Source organism: Nonomuraea sp. NPDC003707 (genome assembly GCF_053587055.1).
The window spans coordinates 74,706-100,075 of record NZ_JBSFNK010000015.1 but is presented as its reverse complement, the minus strand read 5'-3'; the positions used below and the strand labels follow the sequence as shown (position 1 = coordinate 100,075).

Sequence of the window (25,370 nt, the reverse complement as noted above, 5' to 3'; positions counted from 1 at the left end):
GGGTCGGGGAACATCGCTATCCAGGAGGCTTTCATGTCCGACGTCACTTTCAAGGGCACGCCCGTCGCCGTGGGCGGCACCTTCCCGAAGCCCGGCGACAGCGCGCCCGCGTTCAAGCTGGTGGGCGGCGACCTGGCCGAGCACTCGCTGGAGGAGTACGGCCAGAAGACCAAGGTGCTCAACATCTTCCCGAGCCTCGACACCGGCGTCTGCGCGGCCTCGGTGCGGCGCTTCAACGAGGTGGCCGCCGAGCACCCCGAGGTGGCCGTGCTCTGCATCTCCGCCGACCTGCCCTTCGCCCAGAAGCGGTTCTGCGGCGCCGAGGGGCTCGACAACGTGGTCACGCTCTCGCTCATGCGGGGCCGTGAGTTCCTGACCGACTACGGCGTGGCGCAGGAGTCGGGGCCGCTGGCGGGGCTGACCGCGCGCGCGGTGGTCGTGCTCGACGGTGACAACCAGGTGGTCTACTCCGAGCTGGTGCCGGAGATCACCCAGGAGCCCGACTACGACGCCGCGCTGACGGCGCTCAAGTAAGTGAGCCGGGGGTCCACGGCGTGGACCCCCGATCTCAGTTCCTCCTGGCCACGCCGCACAGGATCAGCGACGACTCGGGCCCGTCGACGAAGTCGATCATGTCGGCCTGGTCGGGACGCCACTCCGGCAGCCACACGAGACCCGGGTCGACCAGCTCGAACCCCTCGAACAGCGCCGCGATCCGCGTCCGGCTCCTGAACGTGAGCGGAGCGTTGGTGCCCCGGTAGACCTCGGTGATCGCCTCCACGGCCGCGGCGCGGGCGTCGCCGGTGCAGTGGGACATGACCAGACAGCTGCCGGGGGCCATGGCGTCACGCAGGCTCGCCACGATCTCCCGAGGGTGGTCGGAGTCGGCGATGTAGTGCATGGTCGCCGTCAGCAGCACGCCGACCGGGCGGCTGAAGTCGATCGCCGCCATCACCTCGGGATTGCGCAGGATGCCCTCGGGCTTGCGCAGGTCACCCTCCACCGCCGTCGTGTCACCCTGCCCGGCCAGCAGCGCTCTGGCGTGCACCAGCACCACCGGATCCCGGTCCACGTAGACCACCCTGGCCCCCGGGGTGATCTTCCTGGCCACCTCGTGCACGTTGTCCTGGCCGGGCAGTCCTGTGCCGATGTCCAGGAACTGCGTGATGCCGGACTCGGCGAGGTACCGAACGGCGCGCCCCAGGAACGCGCGATTCGCCCGGACCGCCGCCCGTAACTCCGGAGCCGCTTCGAGCAGCTTCTCCGCCGCCGCCCGATCGGCAGGGAAGTGGTCCTTGCCACCCAGGAGGTAGTCGTAGAGCCGGGCGACGTTGGGAGTGTGCGGATCGAAGGCTGGCGACTCTCGTTCCAACCGTCATTCCCCCGATCAAGAGTTAACGATCTTCGACCTGGATTCTACGGATCTATACCGACATTCACTGCCGAATACCCGTCGGATCTAGGCTGATGTTGTGGACGACACCGGCGTACCCGTGAAGATTCCCGGCACCGTGCGGCGGATCGTGTCCCTGGTGCCGTCGCTGACCGAGTCGGTGGCGGCGACCGTGCCGGAGGCGCTGATCGGGGCGACCGACTGGTGCTCGCACCCGGCCGACCTGGACGTGACCAGGGTCAGGGGCACCAAGAACCCCGACCTCGACGCGATCAGGAGGCTCCGGCCCGACGTGGTCCTCGCCAACGCCGAGGAGAACCGCGCGCCCGACATCGAGGCTCTGCGCGCATCGGGCATCGCGGTCTGGGTGACGAAGATCGAGACGCTGGATCAGGCTTTCGTGTCGCTGGAGCGCATGTTCCTGGAGGCGTGCCGTACCGGCCGTCCCGGGTGGCTGGACGCGGCGGAGCAGGCGTGGCGCGCGCCCGCGGAAGGGGCGCGGCGCACGGCCGTCGTCCCGATCTGGCGGCGGCCGTGGATGGTGGTGGGGCGCGACACGTTCACCGGGGACGTGCTCAGGCGCCTCGGCGTGGACAACCTCTACGCCGGTCACGAGGAGCGTTACCCCAAGATCCCGCTGTCCGAGCTGGTCGAGCGGCGGCCCGGCCTGGTGGTGCTGCCGGACGAGCCGTACGCGTTCTCGGAGACGGACGGGCCCGAGTGCTTCCCCGGGCTCGCCTGCGCGCTGGTCAGCGGGCGGCTGCTCACCTGGTACGGCCCCTCGCTCGTGGGGGCGCCCGCTCTGCTGCGGAGCGCTCTCGCCTGACCCTGCCGCCTCAAGAGGCCGGCTCAGCGCACCCGTACGCGTCCCGTGATGCCCAGGGCGGCGTCCACGGAGGCGGCGGAGAGCACGTGCTCCATGACGATCACCGCCATCCCCACGATCCCGGCCCGGTCCTCGAGCGAGGTGGGCACGATCTCCAGGTGCCTGGTCGTGTACGGCAGGCTGTGCCGGTAGACGACCTCCCTGATCCCCGTCAGATAGTGCTCCCCGGTCTCCGCCATGTCCCCGGCCAGCACCAGCACGCCGGGATTGAGCAGGCTGACCGCGGTGGCCAGCACGAGGCCCAGCGTGCGCCCCGCCTCCTGGGTGCGGGCGATGGCCGCCGGATCGCCCGCCTGCACGAGGCGTACGACGTCGCGGCTGGAGCCCTGGCCCAGGTCGGTGGCCAGCGCGTGGCCGCTGGCCAGCGAGGCCACGCAGCCGCGCGAGCCGCACGTGCAGACCCGGTCGTCGTGCTCGTTCAGCCGCACGTGCCCGATGTTCCCGGCGGCCTCCTCGACGCCCCGGTAGATCTGCCCGTCGATCACGATCCCGGTGCCGATCCCGGTCGACACCTTGATGAGGATGAGCGAGTCCGTGTCGCGCCACGACGACCACCACTCGCCCAGCGCCATCGCGTTGGCGTCGTTCTCGACCAGGACGGGCACGTCGTAGGTCTCGCCGATCGCCTCGCCCACCGGATAGCCGTCCCACCCGGGCATCAGGAACGACCTGATCATCCGGCCGGTGGTGTGGTCCACGGAGCCGGGCAGGTCGAGCCCGATGCCGCACACGTCGCTCGCCGGCCGGCCGGCCCGGTCGAGCAGCCGCTGGAACGCCTCCCGCACCCACGACAGGACCGCCTCGGGGCCGAGCTCGATGCGCATCTCGGCGCGCTCCTCGGTCAGGGTGTTGGCGGCCAGGTCGGTGAGCGCCACGCCGGCGTGGGAGGCGCCCAGGTCGGCCACCAGCATCAGGCGCCGGCCGGCGTCCACGTCGAGCACCGAGGGCGGTCGCCCGCCCCCGGAGGCCGCGACGCCGGACTCGTGGATGTATCCGGCGTCGATGAGCCGGTCGACCCGGTCGGTGATCGTCGACCGGGACAGGCCGGTGTACTCGATCAGTTCCTTGCGCGTACGGCAGGTGCCATGGCGGATGAGCTGGAGGATCTGCCCTGCCGTCAGCATGGTCTATCCCTTCTCTGCTCCTGCCGTGAGGCCCTCCGTCAGCAGTCGCTCACTGGCGAAGAACACGATCACGATGGGCAGCGTGAGCACCACCGAACCTGCCATCAGGACCGTCGTGGGGATCTCTATGCTCCCCGCCAGCTGCGAGAGGCCCAGGGACACCGTCCAGCTCTCCCGCTTCTCCACGAGGAAGAGCAGGGCGAACAGGAACTCGTTCCACGCGATCATGAACGCGTAGAGACCAGTCGCCATCAGCGCGGGCTTGGACAGCGGCAGCACCACGCGCCAGATGGTCGAAAGCCTCGTGCACCCGTCGATCGCGGCCGCTTCCTCCACGCTTTGCGGCACGGTCTCGAAGTAGTTGCGGAGCATGTATACCGTGACGGGCACGGTTTGCGCGATATACACGAGGATCAGTCCGAAAAGCGATCCGCGCAGCCCCAGCATCGTGAAGAGCACGAAGAGGGGGATGGCCAGCACGATCGCCGGAAACAGGTACACCGCCAGGAAGAGGAAGTGCACCTGCCGCCGCCCGAAGAAGCGCAGCCGCGCGACCGCGTACGCGCCCGGGATCGAGATCAGCAGCGTGACCGCCACCGAGGCGAGCGCGACGATCGCGCTGTTCCCCAGGAAGCTCAGGAAGCCCTGCCGGGTCAGCACGTCCACGTACGTGTCCAGGGTGAAGCCGCGCGGCCAGAGCGAGCCCGGCTCCAGGATCAGCTCCTGGATGTCGCGTACGGACAGCATCACCATGTAGAGGAACGGGAACGCGGTCATCACGAAGAGCACCGCGATGACCAGCGGTTTCAGCACCCGGAAGAGGACCCGCTCGAACCTATCTCTGCTCACCTTCACCCCCGCCGAAGAACCGCAGGTAGACGGCCAGGAACACGACCAGGAAGACGGCCAGCACGATCGCCTGCGCGGCCGAGGCGCCGATGTCGTCGCGGGCGGTCAGGAAGTTGTAGACCCGCACGCTGACCACCTCGGTCCCGGCCCCGCCGCCGGTCAGCAGGTAGACGTCGTCGAACTTGGTGAACGTGAACACGAACCGCAGCACCGACAGCAGCGCGATGATCCGCCAGAGCTGCGGCATGATCACGTATCGGAACCGCTGGGTCGGCGTGGCCCCGTCCACGACCGCGGCCTCGTCCAGCTCCGCGGGCAGCGCCTGCAGCCTGGCCAGGATGAACAGGAACGCGAACGGGAAGTACCGCCACGCCTCGAACGCGATCACCGTGAACAGCGCCACCGGCACCCGCACACCCAGGAGCTCGCCCCTGGCCTGGGTGAGGAACGCGATCGGCTCGTGGAGCCAGGTGTTGACGATGCCGTACTGGGGGTTGAGCATCGTCTCCCACAGGAACGCCACGGCCACGACCGGCGCCACGTACGGGATCAGGATGGAGGCCCTGACCAGGGTCCGCCCCCTGAACCTGTCGCGCAGCGCCAGCGCCGCCACCAGCCCGATCGCGATCGACAGCGCGGTGCCCGCGACGGTGTAGACGAGCGTGTTGACCAGGGACGACCAGAAGCCGGGCTCGGAGACCACGTACGAGAAGTTCTCCAGCGTGTAGTGGCCGAAGACGCCGGCCCGGCGGATGTTGATCAGCCGGGCGTCCTGGAACGCCAGCATGATCGCCCACAGCAGTGGCAGCACCACCACGACCAGCGTGATGACGAGCGTCGGCGAGATGAGCGCCAGCCCGGCCCGCCCTTCCTGCTGCCGCAGCGTGCGGGTCACTGGCGGATCCCGCGCTTGATCGTCTCCACGTCGGTCTTGGCCTGGGTGGCGGCGGCCTGCGGGGTCAGGGAGCCGTCCACGACCGCGCTGAGCGCCTTGGGCACGGGCAGCTCGCCCATGGTGGCGCCGACCAGCTTGCCCTGCCCCTGCGGGATCCCCCAGCGGGCGAAGGTGTCCGGGCTCTTGCGCAGGGCGTCCAGCACGTCGGCCGGGTAGATGTCGGCCAGCGGCTTCTTGGAGTCGACCCCGGCGGGCAGCTTGTTCCACTTGTCCTCGAAGCCCTTGCGGGTCGGGAACTTGCCCTCGGGCGCCATGCCGATCCAGCGCTCGTAGCCCTCGTTCATCATGTAGGCGACGAACTTCGCCGCGGGGTCCTTGGCGGCGTCACGGGTGACCGCCCAGGAGACGATCTCGCCGTACTGCGCGGGCGCGCTCCCGTCGGGCCCCTTCAGTGCCGTGACCACGCCGGTGTTCTTGGCCAGCCACTCGGGGTCGGCGCGGCACTCCTGGCAGCTCGGCAGCGCGTCCTTACGGAGCCCGGCCAGCTCGTCGAGGATGAACGACGACCAGATCGTCATGGCCGCCTTGCCGGAGAAGTAGGTGGCCCGGGTGGAGTCGACGTCCTGCTTGCCCTTGACCGAGTAGTCCTTGGCGAGCTTGCCGTAGAACGCGAACGCCTTCACGCACTGCGGCGAGTCAAGGGCGACATTTCCGGAATTGTCGACGAGCTGGCACCCGTTCGCGAGCGCGACGTGCTCGAAGCTCTGCGCGGTGAACGAGTCCTTCGGCGCGATCGCCAGCGTGATGCCCGCGACCCCTCCCGTGTTGAGCCCTGTGTTGAGCTTGGCGGCCGCCGCCTCCAGCCGCTCGTACGTGTCGGGCGGCTGCAGCCCGGCCTTGTCGAACAGGTCCTTGCGGTAGAGGATCAGCTGCGCCCACCCGTCGCTCGGCACCGCGAGCAGCTTCCCGCCCGAGCTGTCGAGCTCCAGGGCCCGCGGCGAGAAGGAGTCCCGGCCGAGCTGGTCGACGACCTTGCCGGGGGTCTCGGTGTCGAGCAGGTCGTTGGCCTCCAGCTCGCGCACCGCCGCCAGCGGCAGCGCGCCGATCACGTCCGGCAGGTCGCCGGCCGCGGCGGCGGCCGTCACGGCCTGGCTGAACTGGTCCTCGGCCATGGCGACCAGCTTGACCTGGATCCCGGTCCTCTTGGTGAAGTCGGCGGCGATCTGGTTCTGTACGGCCATCCGGTCGTTGAGGTTCTCTTCGGTCCAGACGGTGATCTGGTTGCCGGCGGACGACTCGCCACCGTCGCCGCACGCCGCCAACGAGGCGGCGGCCAGCAGCGCGACGGAGAGGACGGCGGTTACCTTCTTCGGCATGGCACGCTCCTCCGATTCGGGGATATGCCGCCCTTACCCTCGCCATGACCTCGGCAACGTTCGGTAGTCGATAACGAGACCGGTCTGTACCCACTCCGTGCCTACACGGCCATAACTGGATCTTTGTCGCAAAAGATCTACTTTTGGGGTATTTCGGTCATCCGGAGGTCACCGCACTAGCTAGAAAGCCCAGGTGTTCGGCCTGGCAGGCGATGTCGGTAAGGTCACTTTCCGGAAGACACGCTGGCAGAAACCCCAATTTCACCAGCCGCCCCCGGCGGAAGTCGTAGACTTAAGAGTGTTACGAGCGCAACTATCGTATGCAAACAAGTACTAAAGCTTTGACTTTTGTTTGATCATTAAGCGTAAGTGTGGAGAATGCGCGTCATCACGTTCGAGCAGCCAGGCCGTGTCCGCGTCAGCCTGGAATCGCCAGCCGACCTGGCGCCGGGAACCGTACGAGTCCGTACGATCTACTCCGGCGTTTCGGCAGGCACGGAGCTCACCGCCTATCGCGGCACAAATCCATATCTCAACCGTCGTTGGGACACCGAGCGCCGCCTCTTCGTCGATGGCCAGACGCACGCGTACCCGCTGACCGGCTGGGGCTACCAGGAGGTCGGCGAGGTCGTCGAGGCCGCGCCCGACGTCGCCGACCCGCCGGTGGGCAGCATCGTGTGGGGCATCTGGGGCCACCGCGCCGAGGCCGTCGTGCCGGCGGAGAAGCTGGTGGGGCACGTGATGCCGCCCGGCGCCGACCCGCTGACCGGCGTGTTCGCCCGGGTCGGGGCCATCGCGCTCAACGCGGTGCACGCCTCCGACGTGCACCTCGGCGACCAGATCGCGATCTTCGGGCAGGGCGTCATCGGGCTGCTCGCCACCCGCCTGGCCGTGCTGAGCGGCGCCCGGGTGGTCGCGGCCGACGCCATCCCCGACCGGCTGGAGCTGGCCAGGAGGTTCGGCGCGGCCGAGGTGTTCGACGTGCGCTCCGGGTCGGTGGCCGAGTTCATGCGCAAGCGCGTCGAGGGCGCCGACACCGTCATCGAGCTGAGCGGCACCCACCAGGGCCTGCACGAGGCCATCAGGACCGTGCGCAAGGGCGGCAGGGTCGTGGCCGCCGGCTTCTACCAGGGCGACGGCGTCGGGCTGCGGCTGGGCGAGGAGTTCCACCACAACCAGGTCCAGCTCGTCTCCTCCCAGATCGGCGGCGTGGCCTCGTGGCTGGCGCACCGGTGGGACGTCGAGCGGCTGCAGCGCACGTTCATGGCGCTCGTGCACGAGGGCCAGGTCGAGGTCGGCGACCTGATCAGCCACGTGGTCCCCGTCGAGAGGGCCGAGGAGGCCTTCGACCTGATCGACAAGCACCAGTCCGAGGTGCTCCAGCTCGTCTTCACCTTCGAGGAGTGACAGTGAAGCTCGCCGTACAGGAGCAGCTTCTGCCCGGCCGCACGCTGCAGGAGAAGTTCGCGTTCGCGCTCGATGCCGGGTTCGACGCCATCGAGCTGCGCGGCAAGGGCGATTTCCACTTCGCGGGCCGCCTGACGGAGCTCAAGCGGGCGCGGGCCGACGGCGTGGTCATGCCGACGGTGTGCGTGGACATGCCGCACTTCATCGGCGACTTCGACCCGGCCAAGCGCAAGGACGCCATCCAGCAGCTCAGGTCGCAGCTCACGGTGATCGCCGAGCTGGGCGGCATCGGCGTCATGACGCCCGCCTCCTGGGGGCAGTTCTCGCGCCGCCTGCCGCCGTTCGAGCCGCCGCGCAGCGCGGAGGAGGACCGCGAGGTGCTGACCGAGGCGCTGGGCGTCCTGGGCGAGCACGCGCAGCGCAACGGCGTGCTGATCATGCTCGAACCCCTCAACCGGTACGAGAACCACATGGTCAACACCCTGGCCGAGGCCGTCTCCTACTGCTCGATGGACTCGATCAGGATCGTCGGCGACACCTACCACATGAACATCGAGGAGGACGACCCCTGCCGCTCGCTGGTCGAGGCCGCCCCCTACCTCGCGCACATGCAGATCAGCGAGTCCAACCGCAACCAGCCGGGCACCGGTCACATCGACTGGGGCGCGCAGTTGGCCACGCTCGACGCCGTCGGCTACGACGGCTACCTCGCCCTGGAATGCCGACTGCGGGGCGAACCCGAGATCGTCCTCCCCCAGACCGCGGCCTTCGTCAGGAAATACCTATGATCCTTCGCGACGCCGTGCGCGTCCTGGTGACCAACTGGGACGGCAGCTACACGGTCCCCTCCCGGCGCCTGTACCCGCACCAGTGGAGCTGGGACTCCGCCTTCATCGCGATCGGCAACGCCCAGTGGTCGCCGCGAAGGGCCAGGATCGAGCTGCTCTCCCTGTTCGGCGCGCAGTGGCGCGACGGCAGGGTGCCGCACATCGTCTTCAACCCTGCGGTGCCCGAAGGGGCCTACTTCCCCGGGCCCGAGTTCTGGCAGGCGCACGCGCCGTCGGGCTCCGCGACCTCCGGCATCGTCCAGCCGCCGGTCCACGCGCTGGCCGCGTGGAAGACGCACCTGGCCGAGCCCGACCCGGCGTTCCTGCGCCGGATCTACCCCCGGCTCGTGGCCCAGCAGGAGTTCCTGCGCGCGGCCAGGCGCTCCCCTGAGGGGCTGATCTCGATCGTGCACCCCTGGGAGTCGGGCATGGACAACAGCCCGGCCTGGGACCTGCCGCTGCGGGCGGTACGGCCCGACACCGTGGGCTTCGTCCGCCGGGACCTCGCCACGGTCAGCGCCGACGAGCGGCCCACCGATCGCGACTACGAGCGCTACGTCTCGCTCGCCCGCGCCTACCGCGACTCCGCCTACCGCAGTCCGGGGGAGTTCCAGGTCGAGTGCCCCCTGTTCAACGCCGCGTACGGCGTCGCCGAGTCGGCGCTGGCCCGGATCGCGGAGGTCTGCGGCCTCGACCCCGAGCCGCACGAGCGCGAGGCGGCCGCCATCACCGACGCCATGGTCGAGCACCTCTTCGACGGCGGCCTCTTCCAGGCCCGCGACGTGCGCACGGGCCGGCTGCTCCACTCCGCCAGCACCGCCGGGCTGACCCCGCTCATGCTCCCGCATCTGCCGGACGAGGTCGCCGAGGCGCTGATCGGCACCACGCTCGACCGGTTCGCTTTCAAGGACGGGGCGCTGCCCAGCTACTCTCCCGCGGCGCTCGAGTTCGACCCGGCCCGCTACTGGCGCGGCCCGAGCTGGGTCAACCTCACCTGGCTCGTCTGGCAGGGGCTCAAGGACCGCCGCCCCGACCTCGGCGCCCTGGTCGCCGAAGGGATGGTCAACGCGGTCGCGCGATCGGGCTTCCGCGAGTACTTCGACCCCTTCAGCCTGCACGGCCACGGCAGCCACGACTTCAGCTGGTCAGCCGCCCTCCTCCTCGACGTGGTCGCTGAGCACGGCCTGGACGGTCTGCCGGCGTCTGGCCGCGAGGTCGGACAGGAACTGGGGGGCCTCGGCGAACCCGACGACATCGGTGATCACGTGCTCGCGTAGCCGCCCTCCGTACCGCCTGAGCAGGGCGATCGTCTCGTGCGAGAGCCGCTCCCTGTCCCAGGAGTGCGCCAGGCCGCGCGGCACCCGGCCGATCTGGGCGCAGCGCAGCGTCAGCCCGTTGTGGTGGAACTCCTCGCCCAGCCGCACCTCCTGCGCGCCCTGGGTGTAGAAGGCGAGGTCCACCAGCGTGCCCTGAGGGCGGAGCATCCTGAGCCCGAGGGCCAGTGCCCTGGTCTGGCCGCGGCACTGGAACACCAGGTCGGCGCCCCGGTCGTCGCGGCCGTGCCGCCAGCGGCGCTTCAGGTCCACGGCGGGATCCCCGTCGGGATCCACGTCGGCGGCAAGGACGTTCGCGCCGAGCGCCGCGGCGATCGCCAGCCTGGCCGGGGTCTCGTCCACGACCACGACCTCGGCCGCGTCGCAGGCCATCGCGAAGCACGCCGTCAGCAGCCCCACCACGCCCGCTCCCACGACCGCGACCCGCCGCCCGCGCACGCCGTCACCGAGCCGCTGCACGGCCGGGCCGTGCAGGTCGTGCGCGGCGTGCAGGAGGCCGTTGGCGCAGATCGGGCCCATGTGGGCGACGTAGACGCCGAGCATGGGGTCGAGGTCGTCCGGCAGCTCCACGAACCGGTCGGCCATCGGGTCCGCCACGTACGCCGTGCGATGTCCGTAACACATCGCGACCAGCGCACCCTCGCTCACGGCCCGTGTACGCGTCTCGACCACCAGGCCGACCTGCATGTAGCCGATGCCGCGCACCGGGTAGGCGATCGACGGCGTGCCCTCGGCGAACAGCCCGAGCGCCGGGTCCCAGGTCGAGGACAGGTACGGGTTGGTGCCCTTGACGTAGGTCAGCTCGGTCCCGGCCGAGACCCCGCTGTGGGTGGTGGCCAGCATGAACCCGCCCTCGGGAATGCCCGGCAACTTCTCCTCGACCAGGCACACTTCCCCCGGTGCCTCAATACTGAGCACACTACTCATCCAGCACCACCGGCCTCCGTTCCGCCGCGGACTGTGCGAGGGCCAGCGCCAGGCGGTGCGTCCGCAGCGCCTCCCCGTACGGTACGCGTACGTCGGCCTCCTTACCCTGCACCGCGTTGATGAACTCCCGGTCCACGCGCGTCTTCGCCTGGCCGTCGTCCTCGATCACCCGCCGGCCGTCCACCAGCAGCCGCGTCTCGCTGAGCTCCAGCGCGAGGCCGTCGGCGCACACCTCCAGCCCCACCCGGTGCTTCTGGGTGAGCAGGCAGGAGGTGGCCAGCAGCCCGGCCGCGCCGTCGGCGAAGCGCAGGACCGCCGCCGTGGCCCGGTCCACCTCGCCGTCGCTGTGGTTGGCGGCGGGGACGGCGTGCACCATCGACACCTCGCCCACCAGGACCCGGGCGAGGTCGAGCACGTGGACGGCCTGCTCGACGATCTGGCCGCCGGACATGTTCGGATTCAGCCACCAGGCGACCGGCGGCACCTTGTCCAGCCAGTGGCCCAGGGCGAGCCGTACGGGGCGCTCCGCGAGCAGGTCACGGGCGTGTTCGATGATGTCGAGATAACGCCAGTGATGGCCGACCGCGGTCGGCAGCGATCTCCGTTCGATTTCGGACGCGATGTTTTCTGCGGTTTGGAGATCGAGCGAAAGGGGTTTTTCCACAAAAAACGGTAGATTACACGCCAGAACATCATGTTCGGGGGTGCCGTGCGCGAAAGGAGGCACACAGACGTAAACAGCATCGAGACCGCCGGCGCTGAGTAGGTCGGCATGGTCACCATAGGCGGGGGCGCCGTGCTGGGAGGCCAAAGCCTCGGCCCTGTGGAGATCAATGTCGGCGATTCCCGCGATCGAGACATCTGGGAAGCCGGACAGTACATCTGCGTGGCGAGCGGCGACATTTCCGGCACCGATGATGCCGACGCGGGTCATTGGGGACACATTCCGGCATATGCCACATCTGATCGCCATCAAACAAAGAGGTTCAAAGGCGCATAGATCGGGCAGAAGTCGTGACCTCGTGAGATCGGGGCTTACTGCATGGAGAGAAACCTGCGAGCCTTGGCCAGAATCCAGGAATGGTACGGTCCGCACTCGAGCACGGCAGCCGAGTGGCCGGTCGACGCCTTGATGCTGGCCAAGGGATCCACCACGGTAAGTGTCATCCTGCCTGCTCGTGACGAAGAGCGCACAGTGGGTGACATCGTCCGTGTGATCCGCCGCGACCTCGTCGAACGGGTTCCGCTCGTCGACGAGATCCTCGTCGTCGACTCCAACTCGATCGACGCCACCGCCGAACGCGCCCGCGAGGCGGGCGCCCGCGTGGTGGCGCAGAACCAGGTGCTCTCCCACCTGCCGCCCTTGACGGGCAAGGGGGAGGCGCTGTGGAAGGGGCTGGCCGCCTCAAGGGGCGACATCGTCGTGTTCGTGGACGCCGATCTGCTCAACTTCGGCGCCCACTTCGTGTCCGGCCTGGTGGGGCCGCTGCTGGTGGACAGTGACATCAGCTTCGTCAAGGCGACCTACGAACGTCCGTTCACGGGCGAGGACGGCGTGGTTCGCCGCGCCGCGGGTGGCCGGGTGACCGAGCTGGTCGCCCGACCCTTGATCAATATGTTCTGGCCGGAGCTGGCCGGGTTCGCCCAGCCGCTCGGCGGAGAGTACGCGGCCAGGCGCGAGGTCCTGGAGCAGGTGCCCTTCGTCACCGAGTACGGGGTGGAGTTCGGCCTCCTCGTCGACCTGCTCCAGCTCGTCGGCCTGGACGCGATGGCCCAGGTGGACCTGGGCAGCCGTACGCACACGCACCAGTCGATGAGCGCGCTCGGCCGGATGGCCGGGCAGATCATGCTCACCGCCTGGTCACGCCTGGAGCGCCAGGGGCGCGTACTGGCGGCTCAGCGCCCCGCGCACACGATGCTGCAGTTCGGGATCGACGGGGCGGACCTGGTGGACGTGGCCGTGGCGGAGCGACCTCCGCTCGCCTCCCTCGTACAAGAGGAGGATGTGGCATGAAAGTCCTGGTCAACGCGGGGCCGTGGCTCGCGGTCCCGCCCCCCGGCTACGGCGGGATCGAGAACGTCGTGGCCACGCTGGTGCCCGCGCTGCGCGAGCGCGGGGTGGAGGTCGTCCTGGCCTCCGTCGGGTCCAGCACGCTCGAGGTGGACGAGCTGATCAGCGTGTACGACGACGGCCAGTTCACCGAGTTGCAGAAGCCGTACAACCAGGTCATGGGCATCGCGCACGCCCACCAGGCCAGGGTGGCGGCCGAGCTGCGCGCCCGCGGCGACATCGACCTCGTCCACGACCACGTCGAGGTGGTCGGGCCGGCGGTCCTGTCGGCGTTCGGCGGGCCGCCCGTCCTGCACACCCTGCACTGGGACCTGCGCAAGCATCCCGCGTTCTACGGCGCGTTCCCGCCGTCGATCGCGGTCAACGGCGTCTCGGAGTCGCAGCTCGCCCGCGCCCCCGACGCTCTGCGGGCGGCCTCGCTCGGGGCCGTCTACCTGGCCAGCCCGCTCGCCGACCGCGACCTGCGGGTCGACCGGGGCGAGTACATGCTGGTCATGGGCCGGATCTGCGGGCTCAAGGGCCAGCACGTGGCGGCCAGGATCTGCCAGAAGCTGGGGCTCCCGCTGATCCTGGCGGGGCCGGTCAGCGGCCGGAACACCCCCGCCGAGCTGGACGACGTGGTCCAGAACCCGTACCACCCCCTGCACAGCCATCCCGACGTCCGCTACCACCTCGACCAGGTGTCCCAGTACCTCGACGGGGAGCTGGTCAGGTGGGTCGGCGCCGTGGGCGGCGAGGCCAGGGACCAGCTCTACGCGAAGGCCAGGGCCGCGCTCTTCCCCATCCAGTGGGACGAGCCCGGCGGCACGGCCGTCGTCGAGGCACTCGCGCTCGGGGTGCCGCCGGTCGGGCTGCGCCGCGGCTGCCTGCCCGAGATCATCGACCACGGCCGCACCGGCTTCCTGGCCGACTCCGAGGCGGAGCTGGCGGAGTGGGTGCTGCGGGTGGACGAGATCGACCCGGAGGAGTGCCGCAGAGAGGCCCGCCGACGGTTCTCGCCGTCCGTCATGGCGGAGCGCTACCTGGAGCTGTACGAGGCCGCCACGGCCCGCTGACCTCGTGCCGCGCTGAAGAGGCGCCCGAGCCGGTCGGGGAGCCGGCTCGGGCGCCTCCGCGCGCCAGTGTCAGTCGCGGTATCAGTCGCGGTATCAGGCGCGGTATCAGGCGCGGTGTCAGGCGAAGCCGCGGGGGAGCACGATGACCGGGCAGGGCGCGGCCCGCAGCGCCTTCATGGCCAGCTCGCCCAGGAACACCCGGTGCGGCTGCGCGTCCTCGCTGGCCGCGCAGATCAGCAGCTCGCCCGGCAGCCACTCCACGTCCGCCAGCGCGGCGGTCACGTCGTGGCCCTCGGCCACCTCCGACTCCGCCTCGATGCCGGTGGTCTCCCAGGCCAGCCGCACGGCCAGCGCGAGGTCGTCCCTGAGCTTGCCCGGATCCTCCGTGCGCAGGTCGAGGGTGATCAGCCGGAGCGGGATGCCCAGCCGCAGCGCCGCCTGCGCCATCCGTTCCACCGCCTCGTCGCACTGCGGCCGGTGCACGTACGCCAGCGTCAGGCGCTCGGGCCCGTCGTCCGGGACGTACCGGGCGGGCACCAGCATGACCGCCTCGGACGACAGGTGGAGCAGGTGGTTGGAGGTGGCGCCGATGGTGATGCGGCCGTGCCGGCCGCCGTCGGCCGAGCCGACCACGATCAGGTCGGCCCTGATACGGCTGGCCAGCACCGACAGCCCGCGTCCTGTGCCCCTGCTCTCGTACGTGAGGTAGCCGGCGGGGATCGGACCGAGCTCCTCCGCGGCGTGCGCCAGGTTGGCCTGCGCCTCCACCGCCAGCCCCGGGCTGCCCGGCGGGTAGATCGTGGCGACCGTGAGCTCGCCGCCGGTGACCCGGGTGATCGCGGCGGCCAGGGCCAGGGCGTCGCGCCCGCCCGGGTCGTTCGTGTAGCCGACGATCACGTGCTCTCCGATCACGAGAGCCCTCCTACCCGCTCTGAGCTGGGAATACGCGGCCTTGATCGGAACGTTGTAAACCATCGGAAGGGCAAAGAAGTGAAGATCACCCTCGACATCAGTTTCAACGGGACCCTTGGTCCGGTCACTCTCCGTGAAGCGGTTCAACAGCTCAAAGAGCGGGATCTGGCCTGCACGGTGGCAGCAGACACCGTGGAGCAGAAAGTGACCATCTTCTCCGCCTGCGTCGAGCGCGGGTTCACGCCGCTCCGCAGCGAGATCATGGCCGCCTACTACGTCGCCGAGCGGGACGCCACCTCCGAGGCGTTCGACCGGGGGCTCATCACCAGGGCCGAGCTGGAGATGCAGCACGCCGCCCTCGCGCGCAAACTTCTTTCTTAGGACGTTTCCCGACTTTCGGCCTTATGGTCGAGGCGTTTGACCGCGGGAGTTCGTAAGGTCGTGTCCATTGCCCATTCACGGATTGGACACACGTGTACCGCGACATCGTCGACTTCGCCCTGACCACGCCCGGGTGGCTGCACACCCTCGCCGAAGTCGGGACGGATGCCGGGTTATTCCTGTTCGTGGCGCTGTACGCGGCGGCCGCGTTCCGGGCGTGGCGGGCTCCGGCCCGCGACCTGGCACTGGTGATCGCGGGTCCGGCCGGCGTGGTGTTCGCGTACGTCGTGAGCGAGGTCGTCAAGACCGTCATCAGGGAGGACCGGCCGTGCCGGGGCGGGGTCACGACGATCTCCGCCTGCCCGCCCTCGGGCGACTGGTCCTTCCCCAGCAACCACTCGGTGATCGCGGCCGGGGCCGCCGCCACCCTCGTGCTCGCCTGGCGGGCGCTCGCGTGGGTGGTGCTGCCGCTGGCCGCGGTCATGGCCTTCTCCCGCGTCTTCGTGGGCGTGCACTATCCGCACGACGTGGCCGCGGGGTTCCTGCTCGGCCTGGCGCTGGCGCCGCTGTTCGCGCTGCTGTCGGTGGGGGCCGTCACCCCTGCGGTACGGCTTGCGAGAACCCGTCTGTCGCCTCAATGAGCCGGTCCAGGATGCCCGGCTCGCTGAAGGCGTGCCCGGCGTCGTGGATCATGTGGAAGTCGGCCTCGGGCCAGGCCTTGTGCAGGTCCCAGGCGGTGGCCGCGGGCGTGCAGGCGTCGTAACGGCCCTGCACGATCACGGCGGGGATGTGCCGGATCTTGTCGACGTCCCTGATGAGCTGCTCGGGCTCGAACCAGCCGCTGTGGTGGAAGTAGTGGTTCTCGATGCGGGCGAAGCAGACGGCCAGCTTGTCCTCGCCGAACGACGCGACGAGCTCGGGGTCGGGCAGCAGCGTGATCGCGCCCGCCTCCCACTGCGCCCACGCCTTGGCCGCCGCCAGCCTGGCCTCCCCGTCCTGCCCTTCGAGCCGCCTGCGGAAGGCGGCCATGAGATCGCCGTGCTCCTCGGCGGGGATGGGCGCGAGGAACGACTCCCACCGGTCGGGGAACAGGTAGGAGGCGCCGTCCTGGTAGAACCAGTGCAGCTCGTGGGGCCGCAGCGTGAAGATCCCCCGCAGGATCAGCTCGGTCGTGCGGTCGGGGTGGCGCTGCGCGTACGCCAGGGCCAGCGCGCTGCCCCACGAGCCGCCGAAGACCTGCCACCTGTCGATGCCGAGGTGCTCGCGCAGCTTCTCCATGTCGGCCACGAGGTGCCAGGTGGTGTTGGCGGCGAGGTCGGTGGCGGGGTCGCTGGCGTGGGGCAGGCTGCGGCCGCAGTTGCGCTGGTCGAACAGGACGATCCGGTAGCGCTCCGGGTCCCACTGGCGCCGGTGCTTGGCAGAGCACCCGCCGCCGGGGCCGCCGTGCAGCATGACAGCGGGCTTTCCCTCGGGATTGCCGCAGACCTCCCAGTAGATCTGGTTGCCGTCTCCCACGTCGAGCAGGCCAGACTCGTAGGGTTCGATGGGCGGGTACAGCGTTCTCATAGTCTCCGATCCTGCCTCATCCCGGCGGCCCGTAGGGTGATCGCATGGAGCTGGTGACGATCGACGACATTCGGACGGCGGCCGGGCGGATCAAGGGCGTGGCGGTGCGGACGCCGCTCGTGCGGATGGGCGAGGCGTGGGTGAAGCCCGAGAGCCTGCAGCCCGTCGGGGCGTTCAAGCTCCGGGGCGCGTACAACGCCGTGGCCTCGCTGCGGCCCGACGGCGTGGTCACGCACTCGTCCGGCAACCACGGGCAGGCCCTCGCCTTCGCGGCCAGGGAGTTCGGGGTGCCGTGCGTGGTCGTCGTGCCCGAGGGGACGCCCCGAGTGAAGACGGCGGCCATCGAGGGATGGGGTGCCGAGGTCGTCGTCGTGCCGCCCGAGCAGCGGGAGGTCGTGGCCGAGAAGCTGGCGGCGGAGCGGGGGCTGACGCTGGTGCCGCCCTACGACCACCGGGCGGTGATCGCGGGGCAGGGCACCGTCGGGCTGGAGATCGTCGAGGATCTGCCCGACGTCGAGGTGGTGCTGGTGCCGGTGGGCGGCGGAGGGCTCGCGTCCGGGGTCGGCACGGCCGTCAAGGCGCTGCGGCCCGACGTCCGGGTGATCGGGGTCGAGCCGGAGCTGGCCGCCGACGCCGCCGAGAGCCTGGCCGCCGGCCACCCCGTGGAGTGGGGGACGGCCCGGACGTTCCGGACCGTCGCCGACGGGCTGCGTACGGCGCTGTCCGAGCTGACCTTCGCGCACATCAGCCGCCGGGTCGACGAGATCGTCACCGTGTCGGAGGACGAGATCAAGGCCGCCATGGGGCACCTGGCGCGCTCGGCCCGGCTGGTGGCCGAGCCGAGCGGGGCGGTCACCACGGCGGCGCTGCTGTCCGGCCGCGTCGCGACCGGGCGCACGGTGGTCGTGCTGTCCGGGGGGAACGTGGACCCCGAGCTGTTCAGGCAGGTGATCTAGGAGGCCCACTCGTGGCGCGTCAGGAACGAGCGGTCGCCCGTGGCGTACTCGTTGAAGGCGGCCTGCACCTCCGCCAGCTCCGGCACCATGGTCCGGATGAGCGTGCCCTCCTTGTACTCCAGCTCGTAGCCGGGTGACACCTGCAGGAAGTGCCGCCCGAAGTTGACCAGGGCCACGAACGGGTTCTGCGCCGTCAGCGTGGCGAGGACGTCGTGGATCAGGCCGAGGTCCGGGTCGTGGACGAGCATGCCGTCGCCCGTGTGGAGCTGCATGCCCTCGTAGACCCCCAGGGGCGCCACGTTGTGCACCAGGTCGCGCTGAGGGTCGTAGCAGACCAGCCCGTGCGCCCGCGCGATCGTGAACACCTGCGCGGACATCTCGTCCATCGTGTCCAGGTCCATCGTCACCAGCACATGGCCCGGGTAGATCGTGACCTCCCCGGGCAGCTCCTTGGCGACGTCGGGTGCCTCCCCGGTCACAGGGGAGTCCCGCTTGACCGCCAGATAGGTGGCGCGGGCCTGGTCCCTGCTGATGGGCACCGGCTCGTCCCACACCATCAACTCAACGCTCATCGGTCCATCTTGACGGACAAGCACCGTACTCGCGCGACACGGCACCCATGTACCGGAAAGCCGTGCCGGACAAAGTTAGGCGGGCTTCTCCGAATCCGGCACCAGCTCGACCGTGCAGGCGGCGCATCGCCGGGCCTCGGCGGGGATGTCGGTGAGGCATTCGGGGCACTGCTTGGTCGTGGCGTCCTTGTTCCGGTCGAGCAGGCTGATCAGCCGGGTCATCGGGGCCACGATCAGCCAGTACACGACGGCGGAGACCATCAGGAAGGTGAGGAGGTGGTTGAGGAAGTCGCCGTACTTGAACCGGCTGCCGTTGACGGTGAAGGAGTACTCGGCGAAGTTCGGCTGCCTGCCGCCGGTGACGGCGCCGATCAGCGGAGTGATCAGGTCGGAGACGAGCGCCTGCACCAGGCCGCTGAAGGTGGCGCCGACGATCACCGCCACGGCCAGTTCGACGATGTTGCCGCGAAGTAAGAAGCTCTTGAAGCCGCCCATGGCACCACCACGTTGCCGGGATCGGCGCCGGCAAACCATGCTTTGAGCGTCGGCCGCCTCTGATGCCGCGCCGTCGGGGACGGCTCACCTCGTTCAACTGGAATAACGACCTGGTGAGGATGGGAAGGAACAAAGCGGCTTGTCCGGGTGAGCGGGGGAACGGAACATGGGGAGAGACCGCAAGGGAGCCTCGATGATCGAGATCTGGCCGGGAGACCCCTATCCGCTCGGGGCGACCTACGACGGCGCGGGCACGAACTTCTCGCTCTACACCGAGGTCGCGGACGCCGTCGAGTTGTGCCTGTTCGACGAGGACAACGTCGAGTCGCGGGTGCCGCTGACCGAGGTCGACGGGTTCATCTGGCACGGCTACCTGCCGGGGATCGGGCCGGGCCGGCGCTACGGCTACCGCGTCCACGGCCCGTACGAGCCGGCGCGCGGGCTGCGCTGCAACCCGGCCAAGCTGCTGCTCGACCCGTACGCCATGGCCATCGAGGGCGGCGTGGCCTGGAACGAGGCGGTCTACGGCTACCGGTTCGGCCAGCCCGACACGCGCAACGACGCCGACTCGGCCCCGTACGTGCCGCGGTCCATCGTGATCAACCCGTTCTTCGGGTGGGGGCACGACCGGCCGCCCGCGACGCCGTACCACGACACCGTGATCTACGAGGCCCACGTGCGGGGGCTGACGGTCAGCCACCCCAAGATCCCCAAGCACCTGCGCGGCACGTACGCGGCGCTCGGCCACCCCGAGATCCTCGACCACCTCACCAAGCTCGGCGTCACGGCACTGGAGCTCATGCCGGTGCACCAGTTCGTGACCGACCACATCCTGGAGCAGCGCGGCCTGTCCAACTACTGGGGCTACAACTCGATCGGGTTCTTCGCGCCCCACAACCGCTACTCCAGCCAGGGGCAGCGCGGCGGGCAGGTGCTGGAGTTCAAGGCCATGGTCAGGGCGCTGCACGAGGCGGGCATCGAGGTCATCCTCGACGTGGTCTACAACCACACCGGCGAGGGCAACCACCTCGGGCCCACGCTGGGGCTCAAGGGGATCGGCAACCCCGACTACTACCGGCTGGTCGACAACGACCCGCGCTACTACGTGGACACCACGGGCACGGGCAACAGCCTGCTCATGCGCTCGCCGCACGTCCTGCAGATGATTATGGACTCGTTGCGCTACTGGGTCATCGAGATGCACGTCGACGGGTTCCGCTTCGACCTCGCCTCGACGCTGGCCCGGGAGCTGCACGAGGTCGACCGGCTGAGCTCGTTCTTCGACCTGGTGCAGCAGGACCCGGTGCTGTCGCAGGTCAAGCTGATCGCCGAGCCGTGGGACGTGGGGCCGGGCGGCTACCAGGTCGGGAACTTCCCGTCGCGGTGGACGGAGTGGAACGGCCGCTACCGCGACACGATCCGCGACCTGTGGCGCGGGCAGGCGGCCACGCTGCCCGAGTTCGGGTCCAGGTTCACCGGGTCGAGCGACCTCTACCAGGACGACAGCCGCCGTCCCGCGGCCTCGATCAACTTCGTCACCTGCCACGACGGCTTCACCCTGCAGGACCTCGTCTCGTACAACGGCAAGCACAACGAGGCCAACAAGGAGGGCAACCGCGACGGCACCGACGACAACCGGTCCTGGAACTGCGGCGAGGAGGGCCCGGCAGGCGACCCCGTCGAGGCGCTGCGCGAGCAGCAGAAACGCAACTTCCTGACCACGCTCTTCCTGTCGCAGGGCGTGCCGATGCTCTCCCACGGCGACGAGCTCGGCCGCACGCAGAAGGGCAACAACAACGGCTACTGCCAGGACAACGAGCTGACCTGGGTCGACTGGTCCGACGTGCGGGAGAACTGGCTGCTGCTGGAGTTCACGCAGAGCCTGGCCGCGCTGCGCAAGCGGCATCCGGTCTTCCGCCGCAGGCGCTTCTTCTACGGCAAGCCGGTACGCGGGCTCAACGACATCGCCTGGCTCACGCCGTCCGGGGAGGAGATGACGGACGGCGACTGGAACGTCGGATACGCGAAGTCGCTGGCCGTGTTCCTCAACGGCGACGCCATCACCGAGCCCGACCGGCGGGGCCGCCCGATCAGGGATGACTCGTTCCTGCTGCTGTTCAACGCGCACTACGACATGATCAAGTTCACGATCCCCAAGGACTACGGCGAAATGTGGCACACGGAGATCGACACCGCCATGCCGATCATGCTCGACGCGCCGATGTGCCGCGGCGGGGAGGCCATCGAGGTGCCCGGACGCAGTGTGCGGGTGTTGCGCCGTGTCTAGGCCGGCCTCCACCTACCGGGTGCAGCTGACCCCCGACTTCGGCTTCGCCCAGGTGGCCGAGATCGCCGGCTACCTGCGCGACCTCGGTGTGAGCCACGTCTACCTGTCGCCGATCCTGCAGTCCACGCCGGAGTCGCGGCACGGCTATGACGTCACCGACCACTCCAGGATCAGGGAGGAGTTCGGCGGGGCGACGGGGTTCAGGGAGATGGCGCAGCAGCTCGCCGCCCATGACCTGGGCATCGTGGTGGACATCGTGCCCAACCACATGAACACGGTCAACGCGCAGTTCTGGTCCGTGCTGAAGGACGGGCCCGCCTCGCCGTACGCGAGCTGGTTCGACATCGACTGGCAGGACGGGAAGGTCGCGCTGCCCGTGCTCGGCGACGACACGGAGCCGTACGTGCACGGCGACGTGGTGCGCTACCACGGGCACACCTACCCCTATCCCGGCCGCTACCGGCTGGTCGACTGGCGCGAGGGGCCCGGCTACCGGCGCTTCTTCGACGTGTCCTCCTTAATCGGCCTGCGGGTGGAGGATCCGTCGGTGCTGTTCGCCACGCACGAGGTGATCTTCTGGCTGCTCGACGAGGGGCTGGTGGACGGGTTGCGGGTCGACCATCCCGACGGGCTGGCCGACCCGCGGGGCTACCTGGAACGGCTGCGCGCCAGGGCGGGCGATACCTGGACCGTGGTCGAGAAGATCCTCATCGGACCCGAGCGGCTGCCGGGCGACTGGGCCTGCGACGGCACCAGCGGCTACGACGTGCTCAACCGGGTGAACGGGCTCTTCGTCGATCCCGACGGCAAAGCTCCACTCGTCCAGCTTTTTGCCGATATAACCGGGCAACCTTCCGAGTACCGGCCCGTGATGGCGCAGGCCAAGCGGGAGGTGATCGACCTGTTCTTCGGCGCCGAGGTCGCGCGCCTGGCCAGGGCCGCCGCTCAGGACCCCGCCGCCGTGCGCGAGTTGCTCGCCGCGATGCCGGTCTATCGCGCGTACGTGGTGCCCGGCGAGCCGCCGCCGCCCGAGTCCGTCGAGATCGTCGAGCTGGCCGCCGAGGCGTGCTCGCCCGCCGTGCTGCCGCTGGCCCGCGAGGTCCTGTACGGCCCGGACGAGGCGGTCGTACGGTTCCAGCAGGCGTGCGGGCCCGTCATGGCCAAGGGTGTGGAGGACACGGCGCTCTACCGGTGGTATCCGCTGGCGTGCCTCAACGAGGTGGGCGGGGAGCCGGACGCGTTCGGGGTGGCGGTGGAGGACTTCCACGACTTCTGCGCCGAGTTGCGGCCGTACACGATGACCACGCTGTCCACGCACGACACGAAGCGGTCGGAGGACGTGCGGGCGCGGCTGTCGGTGTTGTCGGAGCTGCCCGAGGAGTGGGCCGCGGCGGTGGCGTCGTGGTCGGCCTCGGTGCGCTTCGATCCCCATCTGGACTATCTGGGCTGGCAGAACCTCATGGCGGCCTGGCCGATCTCGGTCGAGCGGTTCACGGACTACCTGCTCAAGGCGGCGCGGGAGGCCAAGACCGCCATTTCCTGGATAAATCCGGATCCGTCCTATGAGCGTGGGTTGCGGGAGTTTGCGGCTGCGGCGGTGCGGCAGCCCGTCGGCGAGTTCACCGCGCGGATCGAGCCCTACGCCATGTCCAACTCGCTCGGGGCCAAGCTCGTGCAGCTCATGATGCCCGGGGTGCCCGATGTGTACCAGGGCAACGAGACGACCGACTTCTCGCTGGTCGATCCGGACAACCGGCGGCCGGTGACATACCCCCGCAAACCCGAGACCGCGTGGGACGCGGCCAAGCTGCTGGTGACGGCGCAGGCGCTGCGGCTGCGCCGCCGTCTCGGGGGAGCGGCGCCGTACCGGCCGCTGTGGGCGGAGGGGCCGGCGGCGTCGCACGTGATCGCCTTCGCCCGCGGGGAGCGGCCGCAGGCCGTCGCGGTCGCCACCCGGCTTCCCGCGCGTCTGGCCCGGTGCGGATGGGGCACCACGTCCCTGACGCTGCCCGGCGGGATCTGGCGCGACCTGCTCACCGGCGGCCTCTACACGGGGCGGATCCCGCTCGCGCACCTGCTCGGTCAGTATCCGGTCTCACTGCTGGAGCGACATGATCTTTGAGGTCTGGGCACCGAAGGCCACGGCTGTCGAACTGTTCGCCGCGGGCGGACCTCACGCGATGTCGCGTGGGGAGGGGGGCTGGTGGTCGGTCGAGGTGGCGGGGGCCTCGCACGGCACGCGGTACGCGTACCAGGTGGACGGCGAAGGGCCGTACCCGGATCCGCGGTCGCGGCGGCAGCCGGAGGGGATCTTCGGGCAGAGCGCCGTGTACGAGCACGCTCGCTTCACGTGGTCCGACCACGAGTGGAAGGGCCGCGACCTGCGGGGGGCGGTGATCTACGAGCTGCACGTGGGGACGTTCACGTCGGAGGGGACGTTCTCGGCGGCCATCGAGAAGCTGCCGCACCTGGTGGAGCTGTCGGTCGACTTCGTCGAGGTCATGCCGGTCGCGCCCGTGCCCGGGGGGCGGAACTGGGGCTATGACGGGGTGGATCTGTACGCCGTCAACGAGACGTACGGGGGGCCTGACGGGCTCAAGTCGTTCGTGGACGCGTGCCATCAGGCGGGGATCGGGGTCATCCTGGACGTCGTCTACAACCATCTCGGCCCGTCGGGGAACTTCCTGCACCCCTTCGCTCCCTATTTTTCCGGATTTAAGGGCAGTTATTGGGGCGATGCGGTCAATTTGGACGGGCCGGGCTCCGACGAGGTGCGGCGGTACTTCATCGGCAACGCGGTGCAGTGGCTGCGCGACTACCACATCGACGGGCTGCGGCTGGACGCCGTACACGCGCTGCACGACCGCCGCGCCGAACACCTGCTGGCGGAGCTGTCGGGGGAGGTGGACGCGCTGGCCTGCTCGCTCGGCCGCCCGCTGTCCCTGATCGCCGAGTCCGACCTGAACGACCCGCGCATGGTGCGCTCGCTCGACGCCGGCGGCCTGGGCATGACCGCCCAGTGGTGCGACGACATCCACCACGCCCTGCACTGCGCGGTGAGCGGGGAGTCCCACGGCTACTACGCCGACTTCGCCTCCCTGTCGGCGCTGGCCAAGGTGCTGACCTCGGGACTGCTCCACGACGGCACCTACTCCTCCTTCCGCGGCCGCTCCCACGGCCGTCCCTTCACGGGCGTTCCCGGCCACCGGCTGGTCGCCTGCCTCCAGAACCACGACCAGATCGGCAACCGCCCCGGCGGCGACCGCCTGCCCGTCCCCGCGCTCAAGCTGGGCGCGGGCCTGCTGCTGACCTCGCCGTTCACCCCCATGCTCTTCATGGGGGAGGAGTGGGGGGCGCGCACGCCGTTCCTGTTCTTCTCCGATCACCTGGAGACCGCGCTGCGGGAGAGCGAGGCGGCGCGCCGGGAGCGGGAGTTCGAGGGGTTCGGGTACGTCTGGGACGCGCCCGACCCGTCGGACGAGGACACGTTCCTGCGCTCGAAACTGGACTGGAGCGAGGTGAAGGAGGAGGAGCACTGGTCGCTGCTGTGCTGGTACCGCGACCTGATCGCCCTGCGCAAGGCCCTGCCCGAGCTGTCCGACCCGCGCATGGACCGGGTCAGGGTGGAGGTGGATCCGCTGGGGAAGTGGCTGGTGATGTGGCGGGGGGCGCTGGCGGTGGCGGTGAACTTCGCCCAGGAGCCGGCCAGGGTGCCGGTGCCCTCTGGAACGGTGCTGCTGGCCTCGGACGACCCCGTCATGGCGGACGGCCGCTCCCTGCGCCTTCCCGCCCAATCCATGGCCATCTGCAAACCCCACTCGGCTCAGTGACAGCCATTCGTGGTGGGGGCGCAGGGCGTCAGACGGGTTCTCCGGCGCGGCCCGATCACGCGGTGACGCCGGCCGGCATCCGTAGCGCCCCTACCGGCCCCACCCCGAGACTATTTCTCACGCTCTCCGCGCACCTGCCCCGCACCTGCATCCAGCGCGGGCTACCCAGCGCGAGCCTGCGCAACGGGGGCCTGTCCAGCACTGGGGCTTGTCCAGCGCTGGGGCCT

24 protein-coding genes and 1 pseudogene are annotated in these 25,370 nt (G+C 69.8%); 14 read left to right on the top strand and 11 right to left on the bottom strand.

The features are described from left to right. Nucleotides 1-33 precede the first annotated feature (33 nt). Entirely contained in the window at nucleotides 34-534 is a 501-nt protein-coding gene (tpx, locus tag ACWDRB_RS34205; protein WP_350729912.1) for a thiol peroxidase, read from the top strand. 34 nt (nucleotides 535-568) lie between these two features. Here tpx and ACWDRB_RS34200 read toward each other — a convergent pair whose 3' ends face one another. Further along, nucleotides 569-1,372, bottom strand: a complete 804-nt coding sequence (locus tag ACWDRB_RS34200; protein WP_397369766.1) for an SAM-dependent methyltransferase — start codon at nucleotides 1,370-1,372, stop codon at nucleotides 569-571. Nucleotides 1,373-1,472: 100 nt separating this feature from the next. Between ACWDRB_RS34200 and ACWDRB_RS34195 the strand changes: the two genes are divergently transcribed. Then, nucleotides 1,473-2,219, top strand: coding sequence for a helical backbone metal receptor (locus ACWDRB_RS34195; protein ID WP_449900680.1), 747 nt, complete (start codon nucleotides 1,473-1,475; stop codon nucleotides 2,217-2,219). 23 nt (nucleotides 2,220-2,242) lie between these two features. Here ACWDRB_RS34195 and ACWDRB_RS34190 read toward each other — a convergent pair whose 3' ends face one another. From ACWDRB_RS34190 to ACWDRB_RS34175, 4 genes are read right to left on the bottom strand one after another with little or no spacing between them, the layout of a single operon-like run. After that, the gene (locus ACWDRB_RS34190; RefSeq protein WP_449900677.1) at nucleotides 2,243-3,403 is read right to left on the bottom strand and encodes an ROK family protein; all 1,161 of its coding nucleotides are present in this window, start codon (nucleotides 3,401-3,403) and stop codon (nucleotides 2,243-2,245) included. Nucleotides 3,404-3,406: 3 nt separating this feature from the next. Further along, nucleotides 3,407-4,252 carry a carbohydrate ABC transporter permease gene (locus tag ACWDRB_RS34185; protein WP_449900674.1) on the bottom strand — a complete coding sequence of 282 codons (846 nt, stop codon included), beginning with the start codon at nucleotides 4,250-4,252 and terminating at the stop codon, nucleotides 3,407-3,409. Then, the gene (locus tag ACWDRB_RS34180) at nucleotides 4,239-5,147 is read right to left on the bottom strand and encodes a carbohydrate ABC transporter permease (protein WP_363962749.1); all 909 of its coding nucleotides are present in this window, start codon (nucleotides 5,145-5,147) and stop codon (nucleotides 4,239-4,241) included. Before ACWDRB_RS34180 ends, ACWDRB_RS34185 begins: the two co-directional genes overlap by 14 nt. Further along, nucleotides 5,144-6,523: an ABC transporter substrate-binding protein gene (locus ACWDRB_RS34175; protein ID WP_449900672.1), complete on the bottom strand. Its 1,380-nt coding sequence runs from the start codon at nucleotides 6,521-6,523 to the stop codon at nucleotides 5,144-5,146. The genes ACWDRB_RS34180 and ACWDRB_RS34175 overlap by 4 nt, the downstream gene beginning before the upstream one ends. A 378-nt stretch (nucleotides 6,524-6,901) precedes the next feature. Between ACWDRB_RS34175 and ACWDRB_RS34170 the strand changes: the two genes are divergently transcribed. From ACWDRB_RS34170 to ACWDRB_RS34160, 3 genes and pseudogenes are all read left to right on the top strand, one after another. Continuing rightward, a complete protein-coding gene (locus ACWDRB_RS34170; RefSeq protein ID WP_449900670.1) occupies nucleotides 6,902-7,930 on the top strand; it encodes a zinc-dependent alcohol dehydrogenase in 1,029 nt (342 codons plus the stop codon). Nucleotides 7,931-7,932: 2 nt separating this feature from the next. Next, nucleotides 7,933-8,718 (top strand): sugar phosphate isomerase/epimerase family protein, encoded by a 786-nt coding sequence (locus tag ACWDRB_RS34165; RefSeq protein WP_449900668.1) that lies wholly within the window; start codon nucleotides 7,933-7,935, stop codon nucleotides 8,716-8,718. Beyond that, nucleotides 8,649-9,893, top strand: a pseudogene (locus ACWDRB_RS34160) (MGH1-like glycoside hydrolase domain-containing protein); the annotation flags it as partial. The gene ACWDRB_RS34165 and the pseudogene ACWDRB_RS34160, both read left to right, overlap by 70 nt. Before the next feature lie 9 nt (nucleotides 9,894-9,902). On the opposite strand, the gene ACWDRB_RS34155 reads toward ACWDRB_RS34160, so the two are convergent. Further along, nucleotides 9,903-11,018 (bottom strand): zinc-dependent alcohol dehydrogenase, encoded by a 1,116-nt coding sequence (locus ACWDRB_RS34155; protein WP_449900666.1) that lies wholly within the window; start codon nucleotides 11,016-11,018, stop codon nucleotides 9,903-9,905. After that, nucleotides 11,011-11,895 carry a Gfo/Idh/MocA family protein gene (locus ACWDRB_RS34150; protein WP_449901003.1) on the bottom strand — a complete coding sequence of 295 codons (885 nt, stop codon included), beginning with the start codon at nucleotides 11,893-11,895 and terminating at the stop codon, nucleotides 11,011-11,013. Before ACWDRB_RS34150 ends, ACWDRB_RS34155 begins: the two co-directional genes overlap by 8 nt. On the opposite strand from ACWDRB_RS34150, the gene ACWDRB_RS34145 reads away from it, so the two are divergent. The 3 genes from ACWDRB_RS34145 to ACWDRB_RS34135 are packed head-to-tail and all read left to right on the top strand — an operon-like array spanning nucleotide 11,842 to nucleotide 14,144. Beyond that, nucleotides 11,842-12,018 carry a hypothetical protein gene (locus ACWDRB_RS34145; protein WP_355191473.1) on the top strand — a complete coding sequence of 59 codons (177 nt, stop codon included), beginning with the start codon at nucleotides 11,842-11,844 and terminating at the stop codon, nucleotides 12,016-12,018. The genes ACWDRB_RS34150 and ACWDRB_RS34145 overlap by 54 nt on opposite strands. A gap of 42 nt (nucleotides 12,019-12,060) precedes the next feature. Further along, entirely contained in the window at nucleotides 12,061-13,032 is a 972-nt protein-coding gene (locus ACWDRB_RS34140; protein WP_350729931.1) for a glucosyl-3-phosphoglycerate synthase, read from the top strand. Continuing rightward, nucleotides 13,029-14,144: a glycosyltransferase gene (locus ACWDRB_RS34135; RefSeq protein WP_350729933.1), complete on the top strand. Its 1,116-nt coding sequence runs from the start codon at nucleotides 13,029-13,031 to the stop codon at nucleotides 14,142-14,144. The genes ACWDRB_RS34140 and ACWDRB_RS34135 overlap by 4 nt, the downstream gene beginning before the upstream one ends. 117 nt (nucleotides 14,145-14,261) lie before the next feature. Here the strand turns inward: ACWDRB_RS34135 and ACWDRB_RS34130 are convergent, their stop codons facing one another. Continuing rightward, on the bottom strand, nucleotides 14,262-15,056 hold the full coding sequence (locus ACWDRB_RS34130) for a universal stress protein (RefSeq protein ID WP_449900663.1): 795 nt from the start codon (nucleotides 15,054-15,056) through the stop codon (nucleotides 14,262-14,264). 78 nt (nucleotides 15,057-15,134) lie between these two features. On the opposite strand from ACWDRB_RS34130, the gene ACWDRB_RS34125 reads away from it, so the two are divergent. Beyond that, the gene (locus ACWDRB_RS34125) at nucleotides 15,135-15,437 is read left to right on the top strand and encodes a hypothetical protein (RefSeq protein ID WP_449900661.1); all 303 of its coding nucleotides are present in this window, start codon (nucleotides 15,135-15,137) and stop codon (nucleotides 15,435-15,437) included. Nucleotides 15,438-15,529: 92 nt separating this feature from the next. Beyond that, the gene (locus ACWDRB_RS34120; protein ID WP_350729939.1) at nucleotides 15,530-16,078 is read left to right on the top strand and encodes a phosphatase PAP2 family protein; all 549 of its coding nucleotides are present in this window, start codon (nucleotides 15,530-15,532) and stop codon (nucleotides 16,076-16,078) included. Here the strand turns inward: ACWDRB_RS34120 and pip are convergent. Beyond that, complete coding sequence (pip, locus tag ACWDRB_RS34115) at nucleotides 16,032-17,003, bottom strand: prolyl aminopeptidase (RefSeq protein ID WP_449900658.1); 972 nt, start codon at nucleotides 17,001-17,003, stop codon at nucleotides 16,032-16,034. The two genes, ACWDRB_RS34120 and pip, sit on opposite strands and share 47 nt — an antisense overlap. Before the next feature lie 44 nt (nucleotides 17,004-17,047). Here pip and ACWDRB_RS34110 point away from each other — a divergent pair, with 44 nt between their 5' ends. Next, nucleotides 17,048-17,959 (top strand): threonine ammonia-lyase, encoded by a 912-nt coding sequence (locus ACWDRB_RS34110; protein WP_355191355.1) that lies wholly within the window; start codon nucleotides 17,048-17,050, stop codon nucleotides 17,957-17,959. Here the strand turns inward: ACWDRB_RS34110 and ACWDRB_RS34105 are convergent. Beyond that, nucleotides 17,956-18,531 (bottom strand): hypothetical protein, encoded by a 576-nt coding sequence (locus ACWDRB_RS34105; protein WP_397369755.1) that lies wholly within the window; start codon nucleotides 18,529-18,531, stop codon nucleotides 17,956-17,958. The two genes, ACWDRB_RS34110 and ACWDRB_RS34105, sit on opposite strands and share 4 nt — an antisense overlap. Before the next feature lie 75 nt (nucleotides 18,532-18,606). Next, nucleotides 18,607-19,026 carry a large conductance mechanosensitive channel protein MscL gene (gene mscL / locus ACWDRB_RS34100; RefSeq protein ID WP_449900656.1) on the bottom strand — a complete coding sequence of 140 codons (420 nt, stop codon included), beginning with the start codon at nucleotides 19,024-19,026 and terminating at the stop codon, nucleotides 18,607-18,609. A 193-nt stretch (nucleotides 19,027-19,219) separates the two neighbouring features. Here mscL and glgX point away from each other — a divergent pair, with 193 nt between their 5' ends. Genes glgX through treZ form a run of 3 tightly spaced genes read left to right on the top strand, consistent with a single transcriptional unit; the run spans nucleotide 19,220 to nucleotide 25,143 of the window. Then, on the top strand, nucleotides 19,220-21,313 hold the full coding sequence (glgX, locus tag ACWDRB_RS34095; protein ID WP_449900653.1) for a glycogen debranching protein GlgX: 2,094 nt from the start codon (nucleotides 19,220-19,222) through the stop codon (nucleotides 21,311-21,313). A gap of 19 nt (nucleotides 21,314-21,332) precedes the next feature. After that, complete coding sequence (gene treY, locus ACWDRB_RS34090) at nucleotides 21,333-23,435, top strand: malto-oligosyltrehalose synthase (protein ID WP_449900651.1); 2,103 nt, start codon at nucleotides 21,333-21,335, stop codon at nucleotides 23,433-23,435. After that, nucleotides 23,425-25,143, top strand: a complete 1,719-nt coding sequence (gene treZ, locus ACWDRB_RS34085) for a malto-oligosyltrehalose trehalohydrolase (protein WP_449900649.1) — start codon at nucleotides 23,425-23,427, stop codon at nucleotides 25,141-25,143. Before treY ends, treZ begins: the two co-directional genes overlap by 11 nt. Nucleotides 25,144-25,370: the final 227 nt, after the last annotated feature.

Excerpts from the sequence above, each read along its gene's own strand:
- tpx (WP_350729912.1), top strand. The coding sequence starts at position 34 with ATGTCCGACGTCACTTTCAAGGGCACGCCCGTCGCCGTGGGCGGCACC.
- ACWDRB_RS34190 (WP_449900677.1), bottom strand. The coding sequence starts at position 3,403 with ATGCTGACGGCAGGGCAGATCCTCCAGCTCATCCGCCATGGCACCTGC.
- ACWDRB_RS34175 (WP_449900672.1), bottom strand. The coding sequence starts at position 6,523 with ATGCCGAAGAAGGTAACCGCCGTCCTCTCCGTCGCGCTGCTGGCCGCC.
- ACWDRB_RS34170 (WP_449900670.1), top strand. The coding sequence starts at position 6,902 with ATGCGCGTCATCACGTTCGAGCAGCCAGGCCGTGTCCGCGTCAGCCTG.
- ACWDRB_RS34155 (WP_449900666.1), bottom strand. The coding sequence starts at position 11,018 with ATGAGTAGTGTGCTCAGTATTGAGGCACCGGGGGAAGTGTGCCTGGTC.
- ACWDRB_RS34140 (WP_350729931.1), top strand. The coding sequence starts at position 12,061 with ATGGAGAGAAACCTGCGAGCCTTGGCCAGAATCCAGGAATGGTACGGT.
- ACWDRB_RS34135 (WP_350729933.1), top strand. The coding sequence starts at position 13,029 with ATGAAAGTCCTGGTCAACGCGGGGCCGTGGCTCGCGGTCCCGCCCCCC.
- pip (WP_449900658.1), bottom strand. The coding sequence starts at position 17,003 with ATGAGAACGCTGTACCCGCCCATCGAACCCTACGAGTCTGGCCTGCTC.
- ACWDRB_RS34110 (WP_355191355.1), top strand. The coding sequence starts at position 17,048 with ATGGAGCTGGTGACGATCGACGACATTCGGACGGCGGCCGGGCGGATC.
- ACWDRB_RS34105 (WP_397369755.1), bottom strand. The coding sequence starts at position 18,531 with ATGAGCGTTGAGTTGATGGTGTGGGACGAGCCGGTGCCCATCAGCAGG.
- mscL (WP_449900656.1), bottom strand. The coding sequence starts at position 19,026 with ATGGGCGGCTTCAAGAGCTTCTTACTTCGCGGCAACATCGTCGAACTG.
- glgX (WP_449900653.1), top strand. The coding sequence starts at position 19,220 with ATGATCGAGATCTGGCCGGGAGACCCCTATCCGCTCGGGGCGACCTAC.
- treZ (WP_449900649.1), top strand. The coding sequence starts at position 23,425 with ATGATCTTTGAGGTCTGGGCACCGAAGGCCACGGCTGTCGAACTGTTC.